The 25,337-nt window shown below is 70.9% G+C and carries 23 protein-coding genes and 1 riboswitch; of the genes, 17 read left to right on the top strand and 6 right to left on the bottom strand.

Annotated elements, in window-relative coordinates; genetic code table 11:
• Positions 1–146 precede the first annotated feature (146 nt).
• A complete protein-coding gene (locus ACF08B_RS15475; protein ID WP_023551351.1) occupies positions 147–503 on the top strand; it encodes an iron-sulfur cluster assembly accessory protein in 357 nt (118 codons plus the stop codon).
• 95 nt (positions 504–598) lie between these two features.
• Here the strand turns inward: ACF08B_RS15475 and ACF08B_RS15480 are convergent, their stop codons facing one another.
• Together ACF08B_RS15480 and ACF08B_RS15485 are read right to left on the bottom strand one after the other, a co-directional pair.
• The gene (locus ACF08B_RS15480; protein ID WP_392317818.1) at positions 599–2,113 is read right to left on the bottom strand and encodes a hypothetical protein; all 1,515 of its coding nucleotides are present in this window, start codon (positions 2,111–2,113) and stop codon (positions 599–601) included.
• Between the two features lie 100 nt (positions 2,114–2,213).
• Entirely contained in the window at positions 2,214–2,423 is a 210-nt protein-coding gene (locus ACF08B_RS15485; RefSeq protein ID WP_123438140.1) for a hypothetical protein, read from the bottom strand.
• Positions 2,424–2,552: 129 nt separating this feature from the next.
• Here ACF08B_RS15485 and ACF08B_RS15490 point away from each other — a divergent pair, with 129 nt between their 5' ends.
• Positions 2,553–3,527, top strand: a complete 975-nt coding sequence (locus ACF08B_RS15490; RefSeq protein WP_093478280.1) for a carbohydrate kinase family protein — start codon at positions 2,553–2,555, stop codon at positions 3,525–3,527.
• Between the two features lie 16 nt (positions 3,528–3,543).
• Here ACF08B_RS15490 and ACF08B_RS15495 read toward each other — a convergent pair whose 3' ends face one another.
• A complete protein-coding gene (locus ACF08B_RS15495; RefSeq protein ID WP_392317819.1) occupies positions 3,544–4,920 on the bottom strand; it encodes a cysteine desulfurase/sulfurtransferase TusA family protein in 1,377 nt (458 codons plus the stop codon).
• A 302-nt stretch (positions 4,921–5,222) separates the two neighbouring features.
• Between ACF08B_RS15495 and coxB the strand changes: the two genes are divergently transcribed.
• The 4 genes from coxB to ACF08B_RS15515 all read left to right on the top strand — a co-directional run bounded on the left by coxB (position 5,223) and on the right by ACF08B_RS15515 (position 9,751).
• Complete coding sequence (coxB, locus tag ACF08B_RS15500) at positions 5,223–6,191, top strand: cytochrome c oxidase subunit II (RefSeq protein ID WP_392317820.1); 969 nt, start codon at positions 5,223–5,225, stop codon at positions 6,189–6,191.
• Positions 6,188–7,921: a cytochrome c oxidase subunit I gene (gene ctaD / locus ACF08B_RS15505; protein WP_093478285.1), complete on the top strand. Its 1,734-nt coding sequence runs from the start codon at positions 6,188–6,190 to the stop codon at positions 7,919–7,921. Before coxB ends, ctaD begins: the two co-directional genes overlap by 4 nt.
• A complete protein-coding gene (locus tag ACF08B_RS15510; protein ID WP_093478286.1) occupies positions 7,918–8,316 on the top strand; it encodes a cytochrome c oxidase subunit 4 in 399 nt (132 codons plus the stop codon). Before ctaD ends, ACF08B_RS15510 begins: the two co-directional genes overlap by 4 nt.
• Before the next feature lie 172 nt (positions 8,317–8,488).
• A complete protein-coding gene (locus ACF08B_RS15515; protein WP_392317821.1) occupies positions 8,489–9,751 on the top strand; it encodes an Ig-like domain-containing protein in 1,263 nt (420 codons plus the stop codon).
• Positions 9,752–9,828: 77 nt separating this feature from the next.
• On the opposite strand, the gene ACF08B_RS15520 is transcribed toward ACF08B_RS15515, so the two are convergent.
• Positions 9,829–10,230 carry a two-component system response regulator gene (locus tag ACF08B_RS15520; RefSeq protein WP_392317822.1) on the bottom strand — a complete coding sequence of 134 codons (402 nt, stop codon included), beginning with the start codon at positions 10,228–10,230 and terminating at the stop codon, positions 9,829–9,831.
• A 154-nt stretch (positions 10,231–10,384) separates the two neighbouring features.
• On the opposite strand from ACF08B_RS15520, the gene ACF08B_RS15525 reads away from it, so the two are divergent.
• The 7 genes from ACF08B_RS15525 (at position 10,385) to ACF08B_RS15555 (ending at position 20,022) form a co-directional block, all read left to right on the top strand.
• Positions 10,385–11,005 carry a heme-copper oxidase subunit III gene (locus ACF08B_RS15525; RefSeq protein ID WP_014672235.1) on the top strand — a complete coding sequence of 207 codons (621 nt, stop codon included), beginning with the start codon at positions 10,385–10,387 and terminating at the stop codon, positions 11,003–11,005.
• A 59-nt stretch (positions 11,006–11,064) separates the two neighbouring features.
• Positions 11,065–11,877 carry a c-type cytochrome gene (locus ACF08B_RS15530; RefSeq protein WP_392317823.1) on the top strand — a complete coding sequence of 271 codons (813 nt, stop codon included), beginning with the start codon at positions 11,065–11,067 and terminating at the stop codon, positions 11,875–11,877.
• Positions 11,874–12,932, top strand: coding sequence for a Rieske 2Fe-2S domain-containing protein (locus tag ACF08B_RS15535; protein ID WP_392317824.1), 1,059 nt, complete (start codon positions 11,874–11,876; stop codon positions 12,930–12,932). Before ACF08B_RS15530 ends, ACF08B_RS15535 begins: the two co-directional genes overlap by 4 nt.
• Positions 12,929–14,566: a cytochrome bc complex cytochrome b subunit gene (locus ACF08B_RS15540; protein ID WP_392317825.1), complete on the top strand. Its 1,638-nt coding sequence runs from the start codon at positions 12,929–12,931 to the stop codon at positions 14,564–14,566. Before ACF08B_RS15535 ends, ACF08B_RS15540 begins: the two co-directional genes overlap by 4 nt.
• A gap of 121 nt (positions 14,567–14,687) precedes the next feature.
• Positions 14,688–15,752, top strand: coding sequence for an anthranilate phosphoribosyltransferase (gene trpD, locus ACF08B_RS15545; RefSeq protein ID WP_392317826.1), 1,065 nt, complete (start codon positions 14,688–14,690; stop codon positions 15,750–15,752).
• 85 nt (positions 15,753–15,837) lie between these two features.
• Positions 15,838–15,954, top strand: a riboswitch (SAM riboswitch).
• A 160-nt stretch (positions 15,955–16,114) separates the two neighbouring features.
• The gene (locus ACF08B_RS15550) at positions 16,115–17,476 is read left to right on the top strand and encodes an aminotransferase class V-fold PLP-dependent enzyme (protein WP_392317827.1); all 1,362 of its coding nucleotides are present in this window, start codon (positions 16,115–16,117) and stop codon (positions 17,474–17,476) included.
• A gap of 59 nt (positions 17,477–17,535) precedes the next feature.
• A complete protein-coding gene (locus ACF08B_RS15555; RefSeq protein WP_392317828.1) occupies positions 17,536–20,022 on the top strand; it encodes a PQQ-binding-like beta-propeller repeat protein in 2,487 nt (828 codons plus the stop codon).
• Here the strand turns inward: ACF08B_RS15555 and ACF08B_RS15560 are convergent.
• Together ACF08B_RS15560 and ACF08B_RS15565 are read right to left on the bottom strand one after the other, a co-directional pair.
• The gene (locus ACF08B_RS15560) at positions 20,019–20,300 is read right to left on the bottom strand and encodes an Lrp/AsnC family transcriptional regulator (RefSeq protein WP_073893028.1); all 282 of its coding nucleotides are present in this window, start codon (positions 20,298–20,300) and stop codon (positions 20,019–20,021) included. The genes ACF08B_RS15555 and ACF08B_RS15560 overlap by 4 nt on opposite strands.
• Positions 20,297–21,040 (bottom strand): rhomboid family intramembrane serine protease, encoded by a 744-nt coding sequence (locus ACF08B_RS15565; RefSeq protein ID WP_093478299.1) that lies wholly within the window; start codon positions 21,038–21,040, stop codon positions 20,297–20,299. Before ACF08B_RS15565 ends, ACF08B_RS15560 begins: the two co-directional genes overlap by 4 nt.
• A gap of 154 nt (positions 21,041–21,194) precedes the next feature.
• Between ACF08B_RS15565 and ACF08B_RS15570 the strand changes: the two genes are divergently transcribed.
• The 4 genes from ACF08B_RS15570 (at position 21,195) to ACF08B_RS15585 (ending at position 25,330) form a co-directional block, all read left to right on the top strand.
• Positions 21,195–21,434 carry a hypothetical protein gene (locus ACF08B_RS15570; protein WP_014672226.1) on the top strand — a complete coding sequence of 80 codons (240 nt, stop codon included), beginning with the start codon at positions 21,195–21,197 and terminating at the stop codon, positions 21,432–21,434.
• 45 nt (positions 21,435–21,479) lie between these two features.
• Positions 21,480–22,823: an NYN domain-containing protein gene (locus ACF08B_RS15575; RefSeq protein ID WP_392317829.1), complete on the top strand. Its 1,344-nt coding sequence runs from the start codon at positions 21,480–21,482 to the stop codon at positions 22,821–22,823.
• Between the two features lie 212 nt (positions 22,824–23,035).
• Positions 23,036–24,070, top strand: a complete 1,035-nt coding sequence (locus ACF08B_RS15580) for an NlpC/P60 family protein (RefSeq protein WP_392317830.1) — start codon at positions 23,036–23,038, stop codon at positions 24,068–24,070.
• Positions 24,071–24,319: 249 nt separating this feature from the next.
• Entirely contained in the window at positions 24,320–25,330 is a 1,011-nt protein-coding gene (locus ACF08B_RS15585) for a C40 family peptidase (RefSeq protein ID WP_176985756.1), read from the top strand.
• Positions 25,331–25,337 lie beyond the last annotated feature (7 nt).

The following is a 25,337-nucleotide window of genomic DNA, read 5'->3' on the forward strand; positions in this document are numbered from 1 at the left end:
TCGCTGTGCGTGCCCGCGCCCGTGTGCGAGCATGAAGACGGAAACAGAAAACGCGACCACGCGAATGCCCGGCCCGGAATGAATCCGCGGAAACGCCGGTTGCACTCGTCGGCAAGCAGTCTCCGTACAACCCGGGAGAGATGTAGATGTCCGTATCGGACGAGACCACCACCGTCACCGACGGCATCATCCTGACCGACGCCGCCGCGGCCAAGGTCAAGGCCCTGCTCGACCAGGAAGGCCGTGACGACCTCGCCCTGCGCGTCGCCGTCCAGCCCGGCGGCTGCTCCGGCCTGCGCTACCAGCTCTTCTTCGACGAGCGCTCGCTCGACGGCGACGTGGAGAAGGACTTCGGCGGGGTCAAGGTCGTCACCGACCGCATGAGCGCCCCGTACCTGGGCGGCGCCACCGTCGACTTCGTGGACACGATCGAGAAGCAGGGCTTCACGATCGACAACCCGAACGCGACCGGCTCCTGCGCCTGCGGCGACTCCTTCAGCTGAGCAGCCCGGCTGGCCCACGGCCCGACGGAGAAGGCGGCGGTCCCCTGTACGGGGCCGCCGCCTTCGTCTGCCGTGCGAGTGCCGTGCGCCCCCGTTCAGCCGGTCTGCGGCCGCAGCGCCCCCGGCTTCGTCCGCGCGATCCGCCCGCCGTCGGTACCGACCACGGTCCGCCCGTCCAGCGGCGCGTCCAGCCGTACGGTCTTCACGTACTCCTTGGCGATCAGGACGCACACCTTGTCCGGCCAGGGCTTCTCGGTCACCGAGACCGTCACCCGGCCGCCCTTCTCCCGCGCCGAGGCCGTGTAGTCGGCGCACACCCCGCCGAAGAAGCTCACGGTCAGCTCCCGGCCGTCGCCCGTGTAGCCGGTCACCTTCACCTCCCGGGTGCCGCCCGGCGCCGCGGACGGTCCCGTGGCCGGGGCCGACCGGCTCGACCGCAGGTACTTCGGATCGACCGCCGGGTACGTCACGGTGAACGGCTCCGGTGCCGCCGCCCCGCGTACCTCGAACAGCCAGGACGGCACCAGCGCCTGCCGCCCGCCCACCGAGTGGGCGGCCAGCCCGAACACCGCCTTCTCGACCGTGGCCGTGCCCGCCGCCCGTTTGGGCGCCCCGGTGGCCGCGCCGCACGGCTGCTCCAGCCGGTCCTTCGCCGGCACCGGGGTCGCGCACCCGCCGATCCCCATCCGGTGACCGGTCTTCGCCGCCCCGTTCATCAGCTCCAGCGTCCTGCGCGCGTCCAGGACGGGGTACGTGTCGCCCTTCACCGGCGTGCCCAGCAGCCCGTGGCCGCCGACCACCTCACCCTTGCGGGCGACGGTCAGGCCGGTCGTCCAGCCGTACGTGGGCAGCCCGCCGACCACCGGGTCCGCGTCGACCACCCGCTGGGTGCCCAGCACCCGGCTCGCGTCGATCTTCGCGCCGTCCAGGCCGGCCGCCTTCAGCACCGGGGCCGCGGCCTTCTCGGCGGCCGCCTCGCTCGACGGGCCGCCGGTGGGGCCCATCGGGTCGTGCGCGCACAGGGGCCCCTTCTTGCAGTCGTCGGTGCCCGGCGCGTACCGGCTGAAGGTCCAGCTGCCGGGCGCGTCCCGGTCCACCCGGAGGCTCGGCCCCGAACCGTCCTTGCCGCCGACCCGCCAGGTCCGCCCCTCGTCCACCGGAGCCGCGTCGATGCCCAGCGCCCGCGCCAGACGGGCCACGGCCTCCTTGCCGACCCGGCCCTGCGGCGCGTACACGGGCGCCGCGTCCGGCCCGTCCGGCAGCTCGCCCCGGACGGTGTAGGTCGTCCCGTTCGGGTCCGGCTCGCCGGGCGCGATGCCGTTCGTGTCCGAGGAGGAGCCGTCCAGGGCCAGCGGCGGGGGAGTGCCACCGCCACCGGAGGCGCCCGCGTGCGTACGGCCGTCCGGGCCGCCGTGCGCGGCGAGGTACGCGCCGCCCCCGCCGGCCAGCAGGACCGCCGCGGCGACGGAGGCCACGACGACGGGTGTGCGGCGCCGTGCGGACCGCTCGCCCGCCCGGTCGTCGCCGACCCGCGGCTCCTCGGCCGCACGTTCCCCGGACACCTCCGGCTCCTGCGCCTCGCCGGAGTTCTCAGGCCGCTCCGTGTTCACCGCATCGCTCCTCGCGTCGTGTCCCGCATCCCCTGCGCGGGGGACGCCGATGGGACGCGGGAGAGGAGCGCGCGGTTCCCGCGTGAATGCGCCCCGTGGGTCAGTCGCCGTAGTCGGACATCGCGTCCAGCAGTCGTGCGGATCGGGCCGGCACGGTCACCCCGTGGATGAGAGAAGGGGGTACCGGCCGTGACGTGCCGTGCTCGGGAACCACCCAGTGCGGAGCCATCCGGGCACAGTCGCCGCGCAGTACGGCGAGGTCGCCCTCGAGGTCGGCCGGGGGGGTGAAGTTGACCCTGGGGTTCGTCATGACGGCACCGTAGGCATGTTCCGGGTCGCGAAGAAAGATCTACTATCGGGTAGTTTTGTCAGCTTCAGTGCCGCCCCACCAACAGGTAGCGTGAACTGTCAACCCACCCTCCCGCAGGAGAATGCCGACGTGCGCATCGCAGTCACGGGCTCCATCGCCACCGATCACCTCATGACCTTCCCCGGCCGTTTCGCCGACCAGTTCGTCGCGGACCAGCTGCACACGGTCTCGCTCTCGTTCCTGGTGGACAACCTGGACGTGCGCCGGGGCGGCGTCGGCGCGAACATCGCCTTCGGCATGGGCCAGCTCGGCACCCAGCCGGTCCTGGTCGGCGCCGCGGGCTTCGACTTCGACGAGTACCGTGCCTGGCTGGAGCGGCACGGCGTCGACACCGACTCCGTCCGCATCTCGGAGACCCTGCACACCGCCCGCTTCGTGTGCACCACCGACGCCGACCACAACCAGATCGGCTCCTTCTACACCGGCGCGATGAGCGAGGCCCGCCTCATCGAGCTCAAGACGGTGGCCGACCGCGTCGGCGGACTCGACCTGGTCCTCATCGGCGCCGACGACCCGGAGGCGATGCTCCGCCACACGGAGGAGTGCCGCTCCCGCGCGATCCACTTCGCCGCCGACTTCTCCCAGCAGATCGCCCGCATGGAGGGCGAGGAGATCCGGATACTGCTGGACGGCGCCACGTACCTGTTCTCGAACGAGTACGAGAAGGGCCTCATCGAGACCAAGACCGGCTGGAGCGACGCCGAGATCCTGTCCAAGGTCGGCCACCGCGTCACCACCCTCGGCGCGCGCGGCGTGCGCATCGAGCGTCACGGAGAGGACCCGATCGAGGTCGGCTGCCCCGAGGAGGAGCGCAAGGCCGACCCGACCGGCGTCGGCGACGCCTTCCGCGCCGGCTTCCTGTCCGGCCTCACGTGGGGCGTCTCCCTGGAGCGCGCCGCCCAGGTCGGCTGCATGCTCGCGACGCTCGTCATCGAGACCGTCGGCACGCAGGAGTACCAGCTGCGGCGCGGCCACTTCATGGAGCGGTTCACCAAGGCGTACGGCGACGAGGCGGCCGAAGAGGTCCGCGCCCACCTGCGCTAGGACACTCCCCGGGCGCTCAGCCGAGCCGGCGGACCAGGTACGCCGTACCGCGCTCCGCCGGCTCCTCGCCCACGTACTCCTGCCCGCGCATCTCGCACCAGGCCGGGATGTCCAGCCGCGCGGCCTCGTCGTCGGAGAGCACCCGCACCGTGCCGCCCACCGGCACCTCCCCGATCACCTTGGCCAGCTCGATGACGGGGATCGGGCAGCGTTTGCCGAGGGAGTCGACGACCAGCTCCGCGGAGCGCACCCGGGTGGCCGGCGCCGGTGCGCCCAGCTTCTCCCGCACGGACGCGACGGCCCCCGGCAGCACCTCGAGGAACCGCTCGACGTCCGCCTCGGCCACCCTCCGGGGCAGCGACACCCGGACGTTCCCCTCGCTCAGCACGCCCATCGCCCGCAGCACATGGCTCGGCGTCAGCGTGCTGCTCGTGCACGAGGACCCGGACGAGACGGAGAACCCCGCCCGGTCCAGCTCGTGCAGCAGCGCCTCTCCGTCGACATAGAGACAGGAGAAGGTGACGATGCCCGGCAGCCGCCGCTCGGCGTCGCCCACCACCTCCACGTCCGGCACCAGTTCCGGCACCCGCGCCCGGATCCGTGCCGTCAGCTCCCGCAGCCGTACCGCCTCCTGGTCCGCGTCGGCCCGCACCGCGCGCAGGGAGGCCACGGCCGCCACGATCGCCGGGATGTTCTCGAAACCGGCGGCCCGCCCCGACTCCCGCTCGTCCACCGGCCCTTGGGCCGCGAACCGCACCCCCTTGCGGACGACGAGCAGTCCGACCCCGGACGGCCCGCCCCACTTGTGCGCACTGGCCGTCAGCAGTGACCAGTCGCCCTCGACGGGACCCCAGCCCAGCGACTGCGCCGCGTCCACCAGCAGGGGCACCCCGGCCGCCCGGCAGATCCCGGCCACCTCGGCCACCGGCTGCACGGTCCCCACCTCGTGGTTGGCCGACTGGAGCACGGCCAGCGCGGTGTCCGCGCGGAGGGCGGCGGAGTAGCCGGCGGCGTCCACGGCCCCGCCCCGGTCGACGGCCACCCGGTCGACCGTTCCCCCTGCCGCCTCGAACACTTCAGCCGAATGGAGCACGGAGGAGTGTTCGACGGCGGACACGATCAGGTGGCGTCCGGTCCGGCGCCTGCCGGCCAACGCGCCCGCGACGCCCGTGTGTACGGCCCTGGTCCCCGACGGAGTGAAGACCATCTCGTCGGCCCGGCAGCCCACGGCCTCCGCCGCCGCCTCCCGGGCCGCGTCCAGCAGCATCCGCGCCTTGCGCCCCTCCCGGTACAGCCGGGCGGGGTCGGCCCACCCGTCGTCCAGCGAGGCCAGCAACGCCTGGCGGGCCACGGGGTGGAGAGGGGCGGCGGAAGCTGCGTCGAAGTAGGCCACAGGGCAACGTTAAGACTTCGGTGAGACCGGTCCACCCGGGGGCGCGGAGAACGGCGCGACCAGCCACAACGCGGCGCGCGGCGGGACGGCAAACCGCGACAACCCGAGCCAATAGGCGCCCATCGCCGCCCCAACCGAGTGACAGGCGACGCGTATGCCCCCCTCCCCGCGAACCCCTGGAGGGCGTCGGCTAGGGTTTGGTCCGCATAAACATCCAAACCCCTGCCCGACGCAGGGCGGCGACCGACCAGCGAGAAGGCCGCAGCCGTACAGCGCGGGCGAGACTCTCGGGAAGGCGCTACGTGAGTCCCAACGGCTCCGACCGCTCGCCGCGGCGCCCGATGCGGCGGAAGCTGCTGCAGGCACTGACCGCGGGCCTGGTCTTGGCGACAGCCACCGGTTGCTCGTACAACTGGGAAGACTTCCCCCGCCTTGGTATGCCCACCCCGACCACGGAAGAGGCTCCGCGGATCCTCTCCCTCTGGCAGGGTTCCTGGGCGGCTGCGCTCGCCGTCGGCGTGCTGGTGTGGGGCCTGATCCTGTGGAGTGCTTTCTTCCACCGGCGCAGCCGCACCAAGGTCGAGGTACCTCCGCAGACCCGGTACAACATGCCGATCGAGGCCCTGTACACGGTGGTCCCGATCATCATCATCTCGGTGCTCTTCTACTTCACGGCCCGGGACGAGACGAAGCTGCTCAGCCTCACCGACAAGAAGCCCGACGTCACGGTCAACGTGGTCGGCTTCCAGTGGAGCTGGGGCTTCAACTACATCGCGGACGTTCCCGGAAGCGCGGGCAACGCGAAGACCGACAAGAACCTGGCCGCCATTCCGGACCGGTTCAAGGACGCCTTCCCGGCCAACGCCGGCGGTGTCTACGACGTCGGTACGCCCGGCACGCGGAACCCGCAGACGGGCAACCCCGGTCCGACGCTGTGGCTTCCCGAGGGCAAGACGGTCCGCTTCGTCCTGACCTCGCGTGACGTCATCCACTCCTTCTGGGTGGTGCCGTTCCTCATGAAGCAGGACGTCATCCCGGGCCACACCAACGCCTTCCAGGTGACCCCCAACAAGGAGGGCACCTTCCTCGGCAAGTGCGCCGAACTCTGCGGCGTCGACCACTCCCGGATGCTGTTCAACGTGAAGGTCGTCTCCCCCGAGCGCTACGAGCAGCACCTCAAGGACCTCGCCAAGAAGGGGCAGACCGGTTACATTCCCGCCGGCATCGCGCAGACGCCGCACGAGAAGAACCGGGAGACGAACAACCTGTGAGCATCCTCAACGAACCCCAGGGTGCCGCGGCAGCTGAGGACTCGTACGAGAACGAGCTGCCGGTCAGGCGCAAGCAGCCCGGAAATCTCGTGGTGAAGTGGCTGACGACCACCGACCACAAGACGATCGGCACGCTCTATCTGGTCACCTCGTTCGCGTTCTTCCTGATCGGTGGCGTCATGGCGCTGCTGATGCGCGCCGAGCTGGCCCGGCCGGGTCTGCAGATCATGTCGAACGAGCAGTTCAACCAGGCGTTCACGATGCACGGCACGATCATGCTGCTGATGTTCGCGACGCCGCTGTTCGCCGGCTTCACGAACTGGATCATGCCGCTGCAGATCGGCGCGCCCGACGTGGCGTTCCCGCGGCTGAACATGTTCGCCTACTGGCTCTACCTGTTCGGCTCCTCCATCGCGGTCGGTGGCTTCCTCACCCCGCAGGGCGCGGCCGACTTCGGCTGGTTCGCCTACTCCCCGCTGTCGGACGCGGTCCGCAGCCCGGGTCTGGGTGCCGACCTGTGGATCATGGGTCTGGCCTTCTCCGGCTTCGGCACCATCCTCGGCGCCGTCAACTTCATCACCACGATCATCTGCATGCGCGCTCCCGGCATGACCATGTTCCGCATGCCGATCTTCGTGTGGAACGTGCTGCTGACCGCCGTCCTGGTCCTGCTCGCCTTCCCGGTCCTCGCCGCCGCGCTCTTCGCGCTGGAGGCGGATCGGAAATTCGGGGCACACGTCTTCGACGCGGCCAACGGCGGAGCCTTGCTCTGGCAACACCTCTTCTGGTTCTTCGGCCATCCAGAGGTGTACATCATCGCGCTGCCGTTCTTCGGCATCATCTCCGAGGTCATCCCGGTCTTCTCCCGCAAGCCGATGTTCGGCTACATGGGCCTGATCGCGGCGACCATCGCGATCGCCGGTCTGTCCGTGACGGTGTGGGCCCACCACATGTACGTCACCGGCGGAGTGCTGCTGCCGTTCTTCTCCTTCATGACGTTCCTGATCGCCGTACCCACGGGCGTGAAGTTCTTCAACTGGATCGGCACCATGTGGAAGGGCTCGCTGTCCTTCGAGACACCGATGCTCTGGGCGGTCGGCTTCCTGATCACCTTCACCTTCGGTGGTCTGACCGGTGTCATCCTGGCCTCGCCGCCGATGGACTTCCACGTCTCGGACTCGTACTTCGTGGTGGCGCACTTCCACTACGTGGTGTTCGGCACCGTCGTCTTCGCGATGTTCTCCGGCTTCCACTTCTGGTGGCCGAAGATGACCGGCAAGATGCTGGACGAGCGCCTCGGCAAGATCACGTTCTGGACGCTGTTCGTCGGCTTCCACGGCACGTTCCTGGTGCAGCACTGGCTGGGTGCCGAGGGCATGCCGCGCCGGTACGCCGACTACCTGGCGGCCGACGGCTTCACCGCCCTGAACACGATCTCGACGATCAGCTCGTTCCTGCTCGGCCTGTCGATCCTGCCGTTCCTCTACAACGTGTGGAAGACGGCCAAGTACGGCAAGCCGGTCGGCGTCGACGACCCGTGGGGCTACGGCCGTTCGCTCGAGTGGGCGACCTCCTGCCCGCCGCCGCGGCACAACTTCCTCACCCTGCCGCGGATCCGCAGCGAATCCCCGGCCTTCGACCTGCACCACCCCGAGATCGCCGCGCTGGAGCAGCTTGAGCACGCCGGTCACGGCGCCGCCATCGCGGGCAGCAAGGAGGCCGGCAAGTGAAGATCCAGGGCCGGATGTTCATCTGGCTGAGCTTCTTCATCCTGATCATGGCCGTCGTGTACGGCGTGTGGTCGAAGGAGCCGGCCGGTACCACCGCACTCTTCCTGGCCTTCGGCCTGTCCGTCATGATCGGCTTCTACCTGGGCTTCACCGCCCGTCGGGTGGACGCCGGCGCGCAGGACGACAAGGAAGCGGACGTCGCCGACGACGCGGGCGAGCTGGGCTTCTTCAGCCCGCACAGCTGGCAGCCGCTGATGCTGGGCACGGGCGGCGCGATCGCCTTCCTCAGCGTCGCGGTCGGCTGGTGGCTGATCTACTTCGCGGCACCGATCATCATGATCGGCCTGTTCGGCTGGGTGTTCGAGTACTACCACGGTGAGAACCGCACCCAGTAGCACGCGAGCGCATGTGCCGGGAGCCCGGACCCTCCATCAGGGGGGTCCGGGCTCCCGCCGTTCGCGGCCGGACGGCCACCGCAACCGGGGGGACCTTCCTTTGCCGTAGCGCCCGTCCCCCGTACGAGTTACCCGCCGTGCCGGTACGGTCAGCACCTCATAGCGTGATCATATGAACCGACTTCCGCGGACCCGCACTGTCGTCAGCTGCACCCTGCTGGTGGCCGCCCTAGGTGCGGGCGGCACCGCTTGCGGTCCGGACGGCAACCCCCTGTCGGCCAAGCCGTACGACGCAGCGGACCAGATCTCCTTCAACGGCCCCACCGAGGCGGGTAAGCGGGCCGATCCGGACAAGCCCCTGGAGATCACGGCCGAGAGCGGTGACGGCCGCATCACGGACGTCACCGCCCAGGACTCCACAGGGCGCTTCGTGGCGGGCGAACTCGCGGCCGACGGCAGCCGCTGGCACAGTACGTCCCCGCTGGCCGCCAACGCCCACTACACGGTCGCCGTGAGCACCGAGGACGACGACGGCGCACCCGGCCGCAAGGTCCTGGAGTTCGACACCAGCAAGCCCACCAGCAAGAAGACCCTGGCCGTCACCTTCGGTCCGGACGCGGGCGAGTACGGCGTCGGGCAGCCCATCACCGCCATGCTCGGCCAGGAGATCAAGGACAAGGCCCAGCGGGCCGTCGTGGAGCGGGCCCTCAGGGTGGACTCCGTGCCGGCCGTCCAGGGTTCCTGGTACTGGGTCAGCGACAAGGAACTCCACTACCGGCCCAAGGAGTACTGGCCCGAGCACGCCACCATCCAGGTGCACAGCAACCTGGACGGCGTACGGATCGGCGACCGGCTGTGGGGCGGCAGGTCGAAGGCACTGAAGATCACCACCGGTGACAAGGTCGAGGTCGTCACGGACGCCGCGGCACACCAGCTCACCTACTACAAGAACGGCAAGCAGGTCGAGCAGATCCCCGTCACCACCGGCAAGCCCGGCTTCGAGACCCGCAACGGCGTCAAGGTCGTACTGGAGAAGCAGTACTTCGTACGGATGCGCGGCACCACCGTGGGCATCGCCGAGGGCAGCTCCGACTCCTACGACCTGCCGGTCTACTACGCCACCCGGGTCACCTGGTCCGGCGAGTACGTCCACGCCGCCCCCTGGTCGGTGGGCTCGCAGGGGTACGCCAACGTGAGCCACGGCTGCACCGGTATGAGCACGTCCAACGCCGAGTGGTTCTTCGACAACGTCCGCGAGGGCGACATCGTCAAGGTCGTGAACTCGGGCGGCCACGCGATGGAGCCGTTCGGCAACGGCTTCGGCGACTGGAACGTCGACTGGAAGAAGTGGCGCACGGGCAGCGCGCTGACCGCGGGCACCTCGGACGGCCCGGCGCCGGGCGACGCGGTGAGACTGCGGCCGACGGCCGTGTGAACGCCCTGGAGGGGCGCGGGGAGCGGCGCGGCGAGCCGGGACGGACCGGCGGCCGTGCGCCCTCGCGCCCCGCCTCCCTAGGCGCTCTGGAGGCGCTTCCGGCGCAGCAGGGAGGCCAGCGAGGCGGCGAACTCCACCGGGTCCACCGGAAGGGTGACGGCGGCGTCCGCGCGGCTCCAGGTGGCCAGCCAGGCGTCCTGGGGGCGGCCCATCAGCAGAAGCACGGGCGGGCAGTTGAAGACCTCGTCCTTGATCTGCCGGCACACCCCCATGCCCCCCATCGGCACGGCCTCGCCGTCGAGCACGCAGACGTCGATGCCGCCCTTGTCCAGCTCGCTCAGCACCGCGGCGGGCGTCGCGCACTCCACGAACTCCACCTGGGGCACGTCCGGAGCGGGCCGCCGTCCGGCGGCGAGCCGTACTTGCTCGCGGGTGTTGGAGTCGTCGCTGTAGACCAGCACCGTGGCGGTCGGCTGCATTGTTCCTCCGGGACGTCGACGTCGTACGGACGGGACGGACAGGGCCGTTTGGGCGGATGTTACTCCCATGAACACCACGTCAGCACCGGTTCGGCGGGCAGCAACACTCCGAACGGCACCCCCCGGAGTGAGGGCGGGATAAGCGACCGACATAATGTCGGTCGTGGCGACAGCAACGACAGTAGAAACCGGGCACGCGCACCCGTCGGTCAACCGGCCGAACCTCACCAGCGTCGGAACCATCATCTGGCTGAGTTCCGAGCTGATGTTCTTCGCGGCCCTCTTCGCGATGTACTTCACCCTCCGGTCGGTGACCGGACCGGCCCACTGGAAGGAGATGGCGGAGGCACTGAATGTGCCCTTCTCCGCCACGAACACCACGATCCTGGTGCTCTCCTCCCTCACGTGCCAGCTCGGCGTGTTCGCCGCCGAGCGCGGCGATGTGAAGAAGCTCCGTGGCTGGTTCATCCTCACCTTCATCATGGGTGCGATCTTCATCGGCGGTCAGATCTACGAGTACACGGAGCTGGTGAAGAAGGACGGCATCTCGCTGTCCTCCGACCCGTACGGCTCGGTGTTCTACCTGACCACCGGCTTCCACGGCCTGCACGTGACGGGCGGTCTCATCGCCTTCCTGCTGGTCCTCGGCCGTACATACATGGCCAAGAGGTTCACTCACGAGCAGGCGACCGCCGCCATCGTCGTGTCCTACTACTGGCACTTCGTCGATGTCGTCTGGATCGGCCTTTTCGCCACGATCTACCTGATCAAGTAGCGGGACCTCCCGCACATCCAGAAGCACCGACGCAGAAGATCCTGACACCGGGGTAATCCGTGAAAAAGCTCTCCGCACGACGACGCCATCCGCTGGCGGCGGTCGTCGTCCTACTCCTCGCGCTGGCGGCCACTGGGGGGCTGTACGCCGCGTTCGCGCCCGCGGGCAAGGCGCAGGCCGATGACACCTCCCAGTCCCTGACCATCAAGGAGGGCAAGAAGCTCTACGCTGTCGGCTGCGCCAGCTGCCACGGCACCGGTGGCCAGGGCTCCTCCGACGGCCCGAGCCTGGTCGGCGTCGGCGCCGCCGCGGTCGACTTCCAGGTGGGCACCGGCCGTATGCCGGCCTCGTCCTCCCAGATGGCGCAGATCCCGAGCAAGAAGGTCGTCTACACGCAGACGCAGATCGACCAGCTCGCCGCGTACGTCGCGTCGCTGGGCGCCGGTCCGAACGTGCCCACCAGTGAGCAGTACGGTCCGGAAGGCGCGGACATCGCCAAGGGTGGCGAGCTGTTCCGCACCAACTGCGCGCAGTGCCACAACTTCACCGGCAAGGGCGGTGCCCTCACCAAGGGCAAGTACGCCCCGACCCTCGAGGGCGTCGACCCGCGGCACATGTACGAGGCCATGCAGACCGGCCCGCAGAACATGCCGTCCTTCCCCGACACCACGCTGACGGAGAAGAACAAGAAGGACATCATCGCGTACCTGCACGCGGTCGACAGCAGCGAGACGACGAACCCCGGCGGTCTGGAGCTGGGCGGCCTCGGGCCGGTCAGTGAGGGTCTGTTCGCCTGGATCTTCGGACTCGGCGCGCTGATCGCGGTCGCCGTCTGGGTCGCCGCTCGGACCGCAAAGGCCAAGAAGTCATGAGTAGCCAAGACATTCCAGAAGAGAACCTGCCCGCAGAGCAGGGCCACGCGCACGGCGCGGTAGGGGTCGCGGACGAGGTCAACCCGTTCGCTGACCCGGGGCTGCCCCCGCACGAGCCCCGGATCCAGGACATCGACGAGCGGGCCGCCCGGCGGTCCGAGCGCGCGGTCGCCCTGATGTTCACGGTGTCGATGCTGGCCACCATCGGCTTCATCGTCGCGTACCTGGTGATCCCGAACGACAAGTCGATCTTCGTCTTCCCGATCGGGCACATCAGCGCGATGAACTTCGCGCTGGGTCTCACCCTCGGCGTGGCGCTGTTCTGCATCGGCGCGGGCGCGGTCCACTGGGCCCGCACCCTGATGTCCGACGTCGAGGTCGCCGACGAGCGTCACCCGATCGCGGCCTCCCCCGAGCTCCGGGCGAAGGTCCACGCGGACTTCGCCGACGGTGCCAAGGAGTCGGCGATCGGCCGCCGCAAGCTGATCCGCAACACCATGTTCGGCGCGCTGGCCCTCGTGCCGCTCTCCGGCGTCATGCTGCTCGGCGGTCTCGGCCCCGCGCCCGGCACCAAGCTCCGCCACACCCTGTGGGCCAAGGGCAAGCGCCTGGTCAACATGAACACCAACCTGCCGCTGCGTCCCGAGGACGTCGCCGTCGGCTCGCTCACCTTCGCCAAGCCCGACGGGCTGGAGGAGACCAGCGAGGACTTCCAGAACGAGATCGCCAAGGCGGCCCTGATGATCGTCCGGCTGCAGCCGGGCAACATCAAGGACAAGCGCGAGCTCGACTGGTCGCACGAGGGCGTCGTCGCCTTCTCCAAGATCTGCACCCACGTCGGCTGCCCGATCTCCCTGTACGAGCAGCAGACGCACCACGTGCTGTGCCCGTGCCACCAGTCCACCTTCGACCTCTCCGACGGTGCCCGAGTGATCTTCGGCCCCGCCGGCCACGCCCTGCCGCAGCTGCGCATCGGCGTGGACAGTGAGGGTTACCTCCAGGCGCTCGGCGACTTCGAGGAGCCCGTCGGTCCTGCATTCTGGGAGCGCGGATGAGTACTGCACCGAACGAAGCACCCCGCTCGCGCGGGAAGGCGCCGGCCGGCGAGCGTGTCGCCGACTGGGCCGACGGCCGGCTCGGGATCTACTCCCTGGCCAAGGCCAACATGCGCAAGATCTTCCCCGACCACTGGTCGTTCATGTTGGGTGAGGTCTGCCTCTACAGCTTCATCATCATCATCCTGACGGGTGTGTACCTGACGCTGTTCTTCCACCCGTCGATGAACGAGGTGGAGTACCACGGCAGCTACATCCCGCTCCAGGGACAGCTGATGTCCGAGGCGTTCAACTCGACCCTGCACATCTCCTTCGACGTGCGCGGTGGTCTGCTCGTCCGGCAGATCCACCACTGGGCCGCGCTGATCTTCCTCGCCGGCATGTTCGTGCACATGATGCGCGTGTTCTTCACCGGCGCGTTCCGCAAGCCGCGTGAGATCAACTGGCTGTTCGGCTTCCTGCTGTTCGTCCTCGGCATGTTCACCGGCTTCACCGGTTACTCGCTCCCGGACGACCTGCTCTCCGGCACCGGTGTCCGCTTCACCGAGGGCGCCATCCTGTCGATGCCGATCGTCGGCACGTACATCTCGATGTTCCTGTTCGGCGGCGAGTTCCCCGGCCACGACTTCGTGGCCCGGTTCTACTCGATCCACATCCTGCTGCTGCCGGGCATCATGCTCGGTCTGGTCGTCGGACACCTGATCCTGGTCATCTACCACAAGCACACGCAGTACGCGGGCCCCGGCAAGAGCAACAAGAACGTCGTCGGCATGCCGCTGCTGCCGGTCTACATGGCCAAGGCCGGAGGCTTCTTCTTCCTGGTCTTCGGTGTCATCGCGGCCATCGCCGCGGTCACCCAGATCAACCCGATCTGGGCCATGGGCCCCTACCGTCCGGACCAGGTGTCCACCGGCGCCCAGCCCGACTGGTACATGGGCTTCGCCGAGGGTCTCGTCCGCTACATGCCGGGCTGGGAGATCAACTTCTGGGGTCACACGCTCGTCCTGGGCGTGTTCATCCCGCTGGTGCTCTTCGGTGTCGTCCTGGCGGCGATCGCGGTCTACCCGTTCATCGAGTCCTGGGTCACCGGCGACAAGAGCGAGCACCACATCCTGGACCGTCCGCGCAACGCGCCGACCCGCACCGCCTTCGGTGTCGCCTGGGTCACCGTGTACATGGTCGGTCTGGTCGGTGGTGGCAACGACCTCTTCGCCACCCACTTCCACCTGTCGATCAACGACGTCACCTGGTTCGTCCGGATCTCGTTCTTCGTCGGACCGGTCCTCGCGTTCATCGTCACCAAGCGGATCTGCCTGGGTCTGCAGCGCCGTGACCGCGAGAAGGTGCTGCACGGCCGCGAGACCGGCATCATCAAGCGGCTGCCGCACGGTGAGTTCATCGAGGTGCACGAGCCGCTCAGCCAGGAGCAGCTGCACACGCTCACCGCGCACAACCAGTACGCGCCGGCCGAGATCGGCCCGACGGTCGACGCGAACGGTGTCGAGCGCAAGGTGCCGGCCACGCAGAAGCTGCGGGCGAAGCTGTCCAACGCCTACTACGGCGAGGACAACCAGATCCCGAAGCCGACCGTCGACGAGTACAAGGAGATCACGAGCGGCCACGGCCACCACTGATCCCCGCGTCGCCACGCCACGACGAAGGGCCCCGTCCGGGTTGCGGACGGGGCCCTTCGCCGTGCTCCGGGCTGGATAGGGTGGTGTACGACCTGGCAGGACTGTGTACGAGGAGCGGCTGATGAGCGCTGTGACCCCCGCTGGAGGCGACACCGCGGCGGGCCGTTCCTGGCCCGCCCTGCTGAACGGGCTGCTCGACGGCCGTGACCTCTCCGCCGACGAGACCGCGTGGGCGATGGACCTGATCATGCGCGGCGAGGCGACCGACGCGCAGATCGCCGGATTCATGGTCGCGCTGCGGGCCAAGGGCGAGACGGTCCAGGAGATCACCGGACTCGTCCGGACGATGTACGAGCACGCCAACGTGATCGAGGTGCCCGGCCCGGCCGTCGACATCGTCGGCACCGGCGGCGACGGCGCCAAGACGGTGAACATCTCCACCATGTCCGCGATCGTCGTCGCCGGCACCGGCGCGCAGGTCGTCAAGCACGGCAACCGTGCCGCGTCCTCCGCCTCCGGCTCCTCCGACGTCCTGGAGAAGCTCGGCATCAACCTGAACCTGACCCCGAAGCGGGTCGCCGAGGTCGCCCAGGAAGCCGGCATCACCATCTGCTTCGCGGTGAAGTTCCACCCCTCGCTGCGCCACGTGGCCGCGGCGCGCGGGCAGTTGGGCATCCGGACGACGTTCAACGTGCTCGGTCCGCTGACCAACCCGGCCAAGGTACGCGCCCAGGCCGTCGGGGTCGCCGACCCGCGGATGGCGCCGATCGTCGCCGGTGTCCTCGCCGAGCGCGGCAATTCCGCCCTGGTCTTCCGCGGCGACGACGGCCTGGACGAGCTGACCGTCACCGCCACCTCCAAGGTGTGGGTGGTCCGGGACGGCAAGGTCGCGGAGGAGACGTTCGACCCCCGTGACGTCGGCATCGAGCTGGTCCCCGTGGAGGCCCTGCGCGGCGCCGACGCCGTCTACAACGCGGCGGTGGCCCGTCGGCTGCTGGACGGCGAGCAGGGCCCGGTGCGGGACGCGGTGCTGCTGAACTCGGCCGCCGCGCTCGCCGCGCTCCGGCCGACGGACGCGCCCCTCGCCGACCAGCTGCGCGCCGGCATGGCCGAGGCCCGGGAGTCGATCGACTCGGGCGCGGCCAAGCGGTCGCTGGAGCGGTGGGTGGCCGCCAGCAACGCCTGAGCCCGGCCGGCGCGAAGACGGGGCGCGGTCCGCATGGTGGACCGCGCCTTGCGCGCCGAGGACCGTGTGGCAGGATGTTGGACCAGGTCATGAGTGACAGTCATGAGGCCCCGGCCGACTGTCCGGCAACCCTCCGTCCGTGGCGGGGTGCCCCGGGTGAAGACCAGGCCGTGGACAGCAAGGTCCACGGCAAGCGCGGACCCCTCGCACACCAGGGGTCCTGGTCGTCCGAGGAGCCTTCCGTGAGCAAGCGAATGCGATAGGGCCGCAGAGCCCCGCCTCCGCATCCCCTTTCACCCTTCACCGCGCTCGAGCCGTGTCCGCTCGCGCGGCGATGCCCCCTTGCCCACGGGAGTTCACCCATGTCCGTCTCCACCGCTGCCGCCGACCAGACCGTTTGTGCACCGTTGCCCGTTCTGGGGCGGGATGTCACCGTTCCTCTCGTGACGGGCGGCGAAGTCGCCTACGCCGCGCTGGACTACGCGGCCAGCGCCCCCGCGCTCCAGCGCGTCTGGGACGACGTCGCCGCCTACGCGCCGTACTACGGCAGTGTCCACCGCGGCGCCGGCTACCTCTCCCAGCTCTCCACCGACCTGTTCGAGAACGCCCGCAAGGCCGTCGCCGCCTTCCTCGGCTGCCGCCAGGACGACCAGGTGGTGTTCACCCGGTCGACCACCGACTCGCTGAACCTGCTGGCCCGCGCCCTGCCCGCCGACTGCCAGGTCTTCGTCTTCGAGACCGAGCACCACGCCTCCCTGCTGCCCTGGCAGGACGCCCGGGTCAGCTTCCTCGACGCGCCGCGCACCCCCCGCCAGGCCGTCGAGACCCTGGAGCGGGCCCTCGCCGACCGCGACCCGCACGGCCCGGCCCTGGTCTGCGTCACCGGCGCCTCCAACGTCACCGGTGAGCTGTGGCCGGTGCGCGAGCTGGCCGCCGCCGCCCACGCGCACGGCGCCCGCATCGTCCTCGACGCCGCGCAGCTCGCCCCGCACCACCCGGTGGACATCCGCGAACTGGACGTCGACTGGGTCGCCTTCTCCGGACACAAGCTGTACGCCCCCTTCGGCGCCGGTGTGCTGGCCGGCCGCGCCGACTGGCTGCGGGCGGCGGAGCCGTACCTCGCGGGCGGTGGCGCCAGCCGCAAGGTCACCCGGCGCACCGACGGGGGAGTGGACGTGGAGTGGCACGACAGCGCCGCCCGTCACGAGGCCGGCTCCCCGAACGTCATCGGCGCCTACTCCATCGCCTCGGCCTGCAAGGCGCTCACCGAGGCCGGCTGGGACACCCTCGTCGCCCGCGAGCAGCACCTCGTCCGCACGGTCCGCGAGGGCCTCGCCGAGGTGCCCGAGGTGCGGATCCTGTCCCTCTTCGGCGACGACGCCCCGCGCGTCGGTGTCATCTCCTTCGTGGTCGAGGGCTGGAACAGCTCCCACTTCGCCGCGGCCCTGTCCGCCGAGTACGGCATCGGCGTCCGCGACGGCCTCTTCTGCGCCCACCCGCTGGTCCGCACCCTGCTGGGCAGCGACCCGCAGACCCAGGGCGAGTGCGGCGCCCCCGAGGCGGCTCCGGGGGAGAAGTCCCTGAACGCCATCCGCGTGAGCTTCGGGGCGGGCACCCCGGACGAGCACGTGGCGCGGTTCGTGACCGCCGTGAAGGAGCTGGTCCGCGACGGCGCGAAGTGGCGGTACCGCACGGAGGACGGCCGCTGCGTCCCGGCGGTGTGACGCTCCACGGGGCCAAATAGACTCCCCCCGACAGCAGTTCGATCGGGGGAGAGTGCGAAGTGCAGTCGCGCGCAACCGGCCCGGCACGGATCGGCCCGTACGAAGTCCTGCGCCGACTCGGGTCCGGCGGCATGGGCGAGGTCTACCTCGCCGAGTCCCGCACCGGCCTCCGGCTCGCGGTGAAGGTCGTACGCCACGAGCACGCCGAGGACCGCACCTTCCGGGCGCGGTTCCGGCACGAGGTGCGTGCCGCGCGGACCGTCGGCGGCGAGGGCACCTTCACGGCCCGGGTCGTCGACGCCGACACGGAGGCCGAACGGCCGTGGATGGCGACGGAGTTCGTGCCGGGCCCGAATCTGCGGGACGCCGTCCTGGACCACGGGGCGCTGCCCGAGCCTGCGGTCCGCGTGCTCGCCGCGGCGCTCGCCGAGGCGCTGGCCGCCATCCACGCCAAGGGCCTGATCCACCGGGACCTGAAGCCGTCCAACATCCTGCTCGCCCCGGACGGGCCCCGAGTCATCGACTTCGGGATCGTGCGGGCCCTGGAGGCGACCGCGCTGACCCGGACCGGCGCGGTCGTCGGCTCGGTCGGCTACGTCTCGCCGGAGCAGATCCGCAACGGCGGGCAGGTCGGCCCGCCCAGCGACGTCTTCTCCCTCGGCGCGGTCCTCGCCCACGCGGCGGCCGGCCGCGAGCCCTTCGGGGAGGGTCAGGACTCGGTGATCCTGCTGCGCATCCTGACCCGCGACTTCGACCTGTCCGGCGTACCGGAGGCGGTACGACCGCTGGTGGCGGCCTGTCTGCGGGAGGACCCGCTGGAGCGCCCGACGCCGTCGGAGGTGGTGGCGGCCGCCGGGTTCACCCCGCATGCCCTGCGCGCCGCCGTCCGCCCCGGCTGGTACGGCCCGTCCGCCGGCCCCGGCCCGGCGCACGACGACCGCCCCAGCGGCGTCGAGTACCTGTCCCCGCCCGCCCCTGCCCCGGCGCCCTCCGAACGGTCCCGGGCGGCCGCCATGCCGGACCTGGTGCCCGGGTCCGTCGCGTCCGGTCCGGCATCCCGGGCCGCCGTGCCCGCTGCCATCGACCCGGCAACCTCCGAACGGCCCCGGCCGGCTGACATGCCGGACCTGGCGCCCGGGGCTGCCGCGTCCGGGCCCGCGCCCGGATCCGTAACCCCGGCGCCCTCCGAACCGTCCCGGTCCGTCGCGACCCCGGACCCGGCCACCGGAGCCGCTGTGTCCGGGCCGGCCTCCGCGACCCCGGTCGCCGGCGCGAGCCCGGCCGTGACCCAGGCTCCCGAGGCGGCCACCGCCGTCCCTTCGGTGGCCGAGGCCACCACGGTCACTCCTGTCACGCCCGCCTCGTCCTCCTCTCCCACCAGCCCCGTCGTCCGGCCCCGCGGTCCCGTCGCTCCCGGCCGGCGGCGGCTGCTGAAGGTGCTCGCCGGGGGATCCGTGGCGGCGGGGGCCGGGGCGTGGCTGTGGCAGCGGGGGCCCGACGTCGTCAGCCACAGCGCCAGTCACGGCGACTCCCTCACCTCGACCCCCGCGGCGGTCGAGCGCAGCGCGGTGCTGCGCTGGCAGTACGACGTGGGCGGCATCGGGGGCCTGGACGGGCCGTGCTGCGCGCTCTCCCCGGACGGCTCGGTCGTCTACGTCGGCACCTCCGACGGCGTGCTGCACGCGGTGTCCCGCGACGGCTCAAGGCGCTGGAAGGTCCGGCTCGGCGACGACGTCTCCAGCCCGGTCGCCACCCGTGAGGGGGTGTACTGCGTGGTCGGCTTCCCCGCCGAGGACGAGCGCCGGCTGACCGCGGTGAGCCCCTCGGGCCACCCGCTCTGGACCCGCACCCTCGGGGACCACGGCTACGCCGTGCCCGTCCTGCTCGGCGACGACGTGCTCGTCTCCTTCGGGGGCACGGACGCGGGCGGACTGCGCCGCTACGCCCCCGACGGCGGCACCCGGTGGAGCGCGAAGACCCCGGCCGGCCCCACCGGCACCCCCGTGGTGGCGGACGGCCTGGTGTGCACCGGCAGCTACGGGGACGTGCTGCTGGCGCTGGACGCGCGGGACGGCTCACGCGCGTGGCAGGTGCCCGCGGGCACCGACGTGACCGCCGCGGCGCTCTCGGGCACCACCCTGTTCGCCGACTCCGCCGCCGTACGCCAGGGCTTCCGGGTCGGGGACGGCCGGCGGCTGTGGCGCACCGAGGCCTACGGCAGCGGCACCATGACGGCCGGCAGTCGCTCCCTCGTCATCGGCACGGAAGCCGCGACCGTGTACGCGGTCCGGGCGGCCGACGGCTCCAAGGCCTGGTCCTACGACGTGCGCGGTGCCACCGGCGAACCCCGCGCGGTGGCCGGCGGCGACACCGTGTACGCGCGGTCCGCGGACCGGGTGTGGGCCCTGGACCTGAACGGCCGCAAGCGCTGGAGCGCGACCCTCGGCCACGGCGCCGGCGACGACCAGCACGTCCCGGTCGTCCGCGGCAGGCGCCTCTACGTCCCCTCGGGAACCGGCATAGCCGCCGTGGACCTGAGCGCCTAGTTGTCCAGGCCGATCGCGAAGGCGGCCTCGAGGTCGTGCTGCGAGTAGGTGCGGAAGGCGACGTGGGTGTCGGTGCCCTCCACGCCGGGGATCTTGCTGATCTTTCCCGGGATGACGTCGGCGAGGTCCTCGTGCTGCCGCACCCGGACCATGGCGATCAGGTCGTAGGTGCCGGTGACCGAGAAGACCTCGCTGACACTCTCCAGCGCGGCGATCTGCTCCGCGATCTCGGGGATCCGGTCCACGCTGGTCTTGATGAGGACGATCGCGGTGATCACGGCTGGTTCTCTCCCTGGGACGCCGGGGCCGGTGCGGATCTCACTCTAGTCCCACGCCCGTACCGCACCCAGGCGTAGCCGAAGCCGAGCCCGAAGCCCACCAGGTGGGCCAGGTAGGCCACGCCGGGGCCGTCGGAGGCGCGGCCCGCGGCGAACCACTGCAGGGCCGCCCAGAACGGCAGCACGACCCAGGCCGGAAAGCGCAGCGGCAGGAAGAACAGGAACGGAAGAAGACTGGTCACGCGGGCGCGGGGGAACAGGTAGAGGAACGCTCCGAGGACCGCCGAGATCGCCCCGGAGGCGCCCACCAGCGACTGTTCGGAGGTGGCGTTGGCGGCCGCGTAGCCGAGCAGGGCCAGGTATCCGCAGCCGACGTAGAACAGGGTGAACTCCATCCGGCCCATCCGCTCCTCGGTCATCGCCCCGAAGACGAAGAGGAAGAGCATGTTGCCGAGCAGATGCACCCAGCTGCCGTGCACGAACAGGGCGGTGACCGGGGTGAGCGCCTCGCGGACGGCACCGTCGAACAGGTCGGCCGGGACGACGCCCCAGTGGCGGAAGTACGCCCGCTGCGCCGGCAGCAGCGCGTCCCCGGAGCCGTACGAGGGGACGAGTCCGGAGGCGGGGCCGAGGGCGAAGATCAGGCCGCACAGGACGATGAGGCCGAACGTCACCGGGGCCGAGGTCCCGCGGACCGATACGGGTGTCCTGCCGGGCGCCGGTCTCCAGGTGCTGATCATGACTACAGAGCATGACGTAACGGGACGCAAGCCGACAGACCGCCTCGCCGCCGTGGACGGACGGGCGGCGAGGACCCGCCAGGCCGTAGGGTTACGAGCCACACGCGTCGGCCGGCGGCGCGGATCCCTGGACGAGAAGGAGCGGACGACCACGATGACGGTTCCCCTGCCGACCGCCACGACGCGATGGCGCTGCACCCTGTGCGGCAACCTCACCCGGTTCGACGTGACGCGCTCCTCGAAGGTCGTCGAGTACGTCCACCTCGACCTGGCGGGCGAGCCGACGGTGGAGGAGCGCGAGGTGGTCAGTGAGACCATCGAGTCGGTCCGCTGTCGCTGGTGCAACGCGGTGGACCAGGTGGAACTCGTGGACAGGCCGGGCGCCGGCTCCTGAGCGGAGCGGCCCCGGGGAAGCGCTTGAGGCGATGGGGTGTGACGGATGGTGGAGACCGCAGGCGGGGGGCCGGGCGACGGCACCGCTGAGGTGCTTGACCGTCCGCTGCCCGACGGCGTGCGCCGACGCGTCGTGCAGATCGTCTCGGACGGTTTCGGCGGGCTCACCGTGGTGGAACTGCCCGCCCAGCTGAGGCAGTACGCCCGGTTCGCCCCCAATCGCCGGGCGAAGTTCGCCGGGAACGCGATGGCGGCCGCGCTGGAGACCGACCCGCTGTTCCGGCAGCGGATCGGGGAGAAGTTCAGAGAGGCGCAGCCGGAACTCGCCGGCGCCCTCGACTCAGGCTCCCCGCCCCCGGCCGCGGACCCGCTGGATGTGGCGGCCGCGGCCTACGTACTGCGCCCGGCGGGCTGGGTGAAGCTGGTCACCGCGGCCGGCGAGGAGGCCCAGCGCGCGGACGCCGAGCGGGCGGACGAGGAGAGCCGGGCCGAGCTGGAGCGGCTGCGCGCCGAGCTGACGCAGGCCCGCGACCAGACCCGCGCCGAGACCGAACGGCTGCGCGTGGAGCTGGAGTCGGCGAAGAAGGAAGCCGAGTCGCTGCACCGGAAACTGCGTGCCGCGCTCAGTGACGTCAAGCGGGGCGAGGCCGCGCTGCGCAAGGCGCGGGGCGAGATCGACGGCGTACGCGCCGAGGCGCAGGCGCAGGTGTCGGCGGCCGAGAGCGAGTCCCGGCGGCTCAGGGCCCGCCTGGGCGAGGCCGAGGCGACGCTGGAGGCCACCAGACGGGCCTCCCGCGAGGGCCGCAGCGTGGAGGACATGCGGGTGCGGCTGCTGCTGGACACCCTGCTGGACGCCACCCAGGGGCTGCGGCGCGAACTCGCGCTGCCCCCGGTCTCCGTGCGCCCGGCCGAGACCGTGGACGCCGTCGAACCGGGACGCATGACCCCGAAGGACATCGCGGCCCGCGCCCTGTCCGAGGACGACCCCGCGATCCTCGACCAGTTGCTCGCGCTGCCGCAGGCCCATCTGGTCGTCGACGGCTACAACGTGACCAAGACCGGCTATCCCCAGATGCCGCTGGAGAAGCAGCGGCTGAGGCTGCTCGGCCAGCTCTCCGCGCTCGCCGCGCAGACCGGCGCGGAGGTCACCTGTGTCTTCGACGGTGCCGAACTGGCCGCGCCGGTGCTGCTCGCGCCGCCGCGCGGGGTGCGGGTGCTGTTCTCCAAGCCGGGCGTCACGGCCGACGAACTGATCCGGCAGCTCGTGCGCGCGGAGCCGCCGGGCCGTCCCGTCATCGTCGCGTCCACCGACCGGGAGGTGGCCGACGGGGTCGCCAAGGCGGGTGCCCGACCGGTCGCGTCTGCGGTGCTTCTGAAGCGTCTGTCCTGAAGGTGCAACGGGCATATGCAATGCCCGAATTGGCCGTATCGTCACGCAACGTAGTGTCAATCGGGCATCACTGCACGTGAGTTGTGTGCAAAGAATGCATTGCGTCACAGGTTTTTTTGCCGTGAGGATTTGAACTGATCACAACTGGGTCACTAGGGTCTGGGCTCGAACCTCCGAACGGGTGATCACTCACAAGAAGGAGTTCGTCCTCCGTGGCGTCCCACCGTCGACCCAAGCAGCCGAGCCGCACGCGTGTCACCGTGCTGACCACCGCAGCCGCCGCTGCCGTCGCGCTGAGCGCGAACGCCGCCAACGCCGCCCCCAGCGAGAAGCTGAGCAAGGACGAGGTGAAGGCGAAGGTCGACAAGCTCTACGAGCAGGCCGAGCAGGCCACCGAGAAGTACAACGGGGCCAAGGAGAAGCAGCAGAAGCTGCAGAAGGAGATCTCCACCGTCCAGGACGACGTGGCCCGCGGCCAGCAGGAGCTCAACAAGCTCCGCGACGGCCTGGGTTCGCTGGCCACCGCCCAGTACCGCTCGGGCGGCATCGACCCCTCGGTGCAGCTGCTGCTGTCGTCCAACCCGGACGACTACCTCGACAAGGCCTCCACGCTCGACCAGTTGAGCAGCCAGCAGGTCGACTCCCTGAAGAAGATTCAGGACAAGCAGCGCGAACTCGCCCAGGAGCGGGCGGAAGCCGCGGAGAAGCTCAAGGACCTCTCCTCCACGCGTACCCAGCTGGAGGAGAAGAAGAAGGAAGTCCAGGGCAAGCTCGCCGAGGCGCAGAAGCTCCTCAACACCCTGACGGCCAAGGAGAAGGCGGAGCTCGCGGCCAAGCAGGAGCGCGCCAACCGCTCCTCCTCCGACCGCGTGGACCTCGGCGACGCCCCGCCGGCCTCCGGCCGCGCCTCGGCGGCCTTCTCCGCCGCCCAGAGCAAGATCGGCACGCCGTACGTCTACGGCGCCACCGGCCCCTCGTCCTTCGACTGCTCGGGCCTGACCTCCTGGGCCTACGGCCAGGCAGGCGTCTCCATACCGCGTACCTCCGAGGCCCAGGCGAACTACGGCACCCGGGTCTACAGCCAGAGCGACCTGAAGGTCGGCGACCTGGTGTTCTTCTACGGCGACCTGCACCACGTCGGCCTGTACGCCGGCAACGGCCAGGTGCTGCACGCCCCGCACACCGGTGCCGTCGTCCGCTACGAGGCCATTGGAAACATGCCGTTCCAGTTCGGCGTCCGGGTCTGACAGACCCTTCGGACGCCCGCGGAACGCGGACACGAAGGCGCCCGAACGGGCGAATCCCGGGAACCGGAACTGACTCCGCGCCCCGCCGGTGACCTGCGTCAGCGGCGGGGCGTCACTGTGATGTTGACTCCGAGGTCTTTGGTCCGGGCCCGTCGGCACGGCTACTGTCTGGCGCGTTTCCCCGGCGCCCGAGGCATCCCCGTCCCAGGCCCGGGGAAGCGGTCTCTGTCCGCCAGCAGAAGGACTGCCGTGGGGTCCCATCGCCGCCTTGCTCCGTCGTCCGGATTCGACCGGGGCGCGGCCGCCCTGTGCGTGCTGTCCGCCGCGGCCGCCACGTTCGGCGCCGTACCGGCGCACGCGGCGCCGCACGGCACCCGTGCCGAGGTGGACCGGCTCTACGAGGAGGCCGAGCGGGCCACCCAGGCCTTCGACAAGGCCGCCGAGCGGGCGGGCACCCTGCGCCGCGAGGTGCGCGACGCGCAGGACCACATCGCCCGGCAGCAGCAGCGCATCAACACCCTGCGGGAGCGGCTCGGTTCGGTGGCCGGCGCCCAGTACCGCTCCGGCGGCCTCGACCCGGCCGTCGCCCTCCTGTTCTCCGACGACCCCGCCGACTACCTGGACAAGGCCGCCACCCTCGACCGCATCGGCACCCGGCAGGCGGGTCAGCTCCGCGAACTGCGGTCCGCGCTGCGCGACCTGGCGCAGGAACGCGCGGAGGCGGCCGGCAGACTCGCCGACCTGGAGAAGAGCCGCAAGGCCGTCGTCGCCCACAAGCGGACCGTGGAGAAGAAGCTCGCCACGGCGCGCCGGCTGCTCAACTCCCTGCCCGCCGCCGAGCGCGCCGCCTACGACCGCGCCTCCCGGGGCGGCCGCGCCGACCTGCCGGACCCGGCCGGCGCCGCCGCCCCGGACAGCCGTACCGCCGCCGCCCTCGCCGCCGTCCGCTCCGCCCTGGGCCGCCCCTACGTGTGGGGCGCCAGCGGTCCCTCGGGCTTCGACTGCTCGGGCCTGATGCAGTGGTCGTACGCGCACGCCGGCATCCACCTGCCGCGCACCTCGCAGGAGCAGCGCTTCGCCGGCCGGCAGGTCCCGCTCTCCCAGGCCCGCCCCGGCGACCTGGTCGTCTACCGCTCCGACGCCAGCCACGTGGCCATGTACGTCGGCAACGGCCAGGTCATCCACGCCCCCTACCCGGGCGCGCCGGTGCGCTACGACCCGGTCGGCATGATGCCCGTGTCCTCGGTCACCAGACCCTGACCCGGCT

Source organism: Streptomyces sp. NPDC015139 (assembly GCF_043079785.1).
Classification (GTDB): domain Bacteria; phylum Actinomycetota; class Actinomycetes; order Streptomycetales; family Streptomycetaceae; genus Streptomyces; species Streptomyces albidocamelliae.

Coding starts and splice junctions, on each gene's coding strand:
- ACF08B_RS15475 (WP_023551351.1), top strand. CDS start 147: ATGTCCGTATCGGACGAGACCACCACCGTCACCGACGGCATCATCCTG.
- ACF08B_RS15485 (WP_123438140.1), bottom strand. CDS start 2,423: ATGACGAACCCCAGGGTCAACTTCACCCCCCCGGCCGACCTCGAGGGC.
- ACF08B_RS15515 (WP_392317821.1), top strand. CDS start 8,489: ATGAACCGACTTCCGCGGACCCGCACTGTCGTCAGCTGCACCCTGCTG.
- ACF08B_RS15520 (WP_392317822.1), bottom strand. CDS start 10,230: ATGCAGCCGACCGCCACGGTGCTGGTCTACAGCGACGACTCCAACACC.
- ACF08B_RS15525 (WP_014672235.1), top strand. CDS start 10,385: ATGTCGGTCGTGGCGACAGCAACGACAGTAGAAACCGGGCACGCGCAC.
- ACF08B_RS15535 (WP_392317824.1), top strand. CDS start 11,874: ATGAGTAGCCAAGACATTCCAGAAGAGAACCTGCCCGCAGAGCAGGGC.
- ACF08B_RS15540 (WP_392317825.1), top strand. CDS start 12,929: ATGAGTACTGCACCGAACGAAGCACCCCGCTCGCGCGGGAAGGCGCCG.
- trpD (WP_392317826.1), top strand. CDS start 14,688: ATGAGCGCTGTGACCCCCGCTGGAGGCGACACCGCGGCGGGCCGTTCC.
- ACF08B_RS15550 (WP_392317827.1), top strand. CDS start 16,115: ATGTCCGTCTCCACCGCTGCCGCCGACCAGACCGTTTGTGCACCGTTG.
- ACF08B_RS15565 (WP_093478299.1), bottom strand. CDS start 21,040: ATGATCAGCACCTGGAGACCGGCGCCCGGCAGGACACCCGTATCGGTC.
- ACF08B_RS15570 (WP_014672226.1), top strand. CDS start 21,195: ATGACGGTTCCCCTGCCGACCGCCACGACGCGATGGCGCTGCACCCTG.
- ACF08B_RS15575 (WP_392317829.1), top strand. CDS start 21,480: ATGGTGGAGACCGCAGGCGGGGGGCCGGGCGACGGCACCGCTGAGGTG.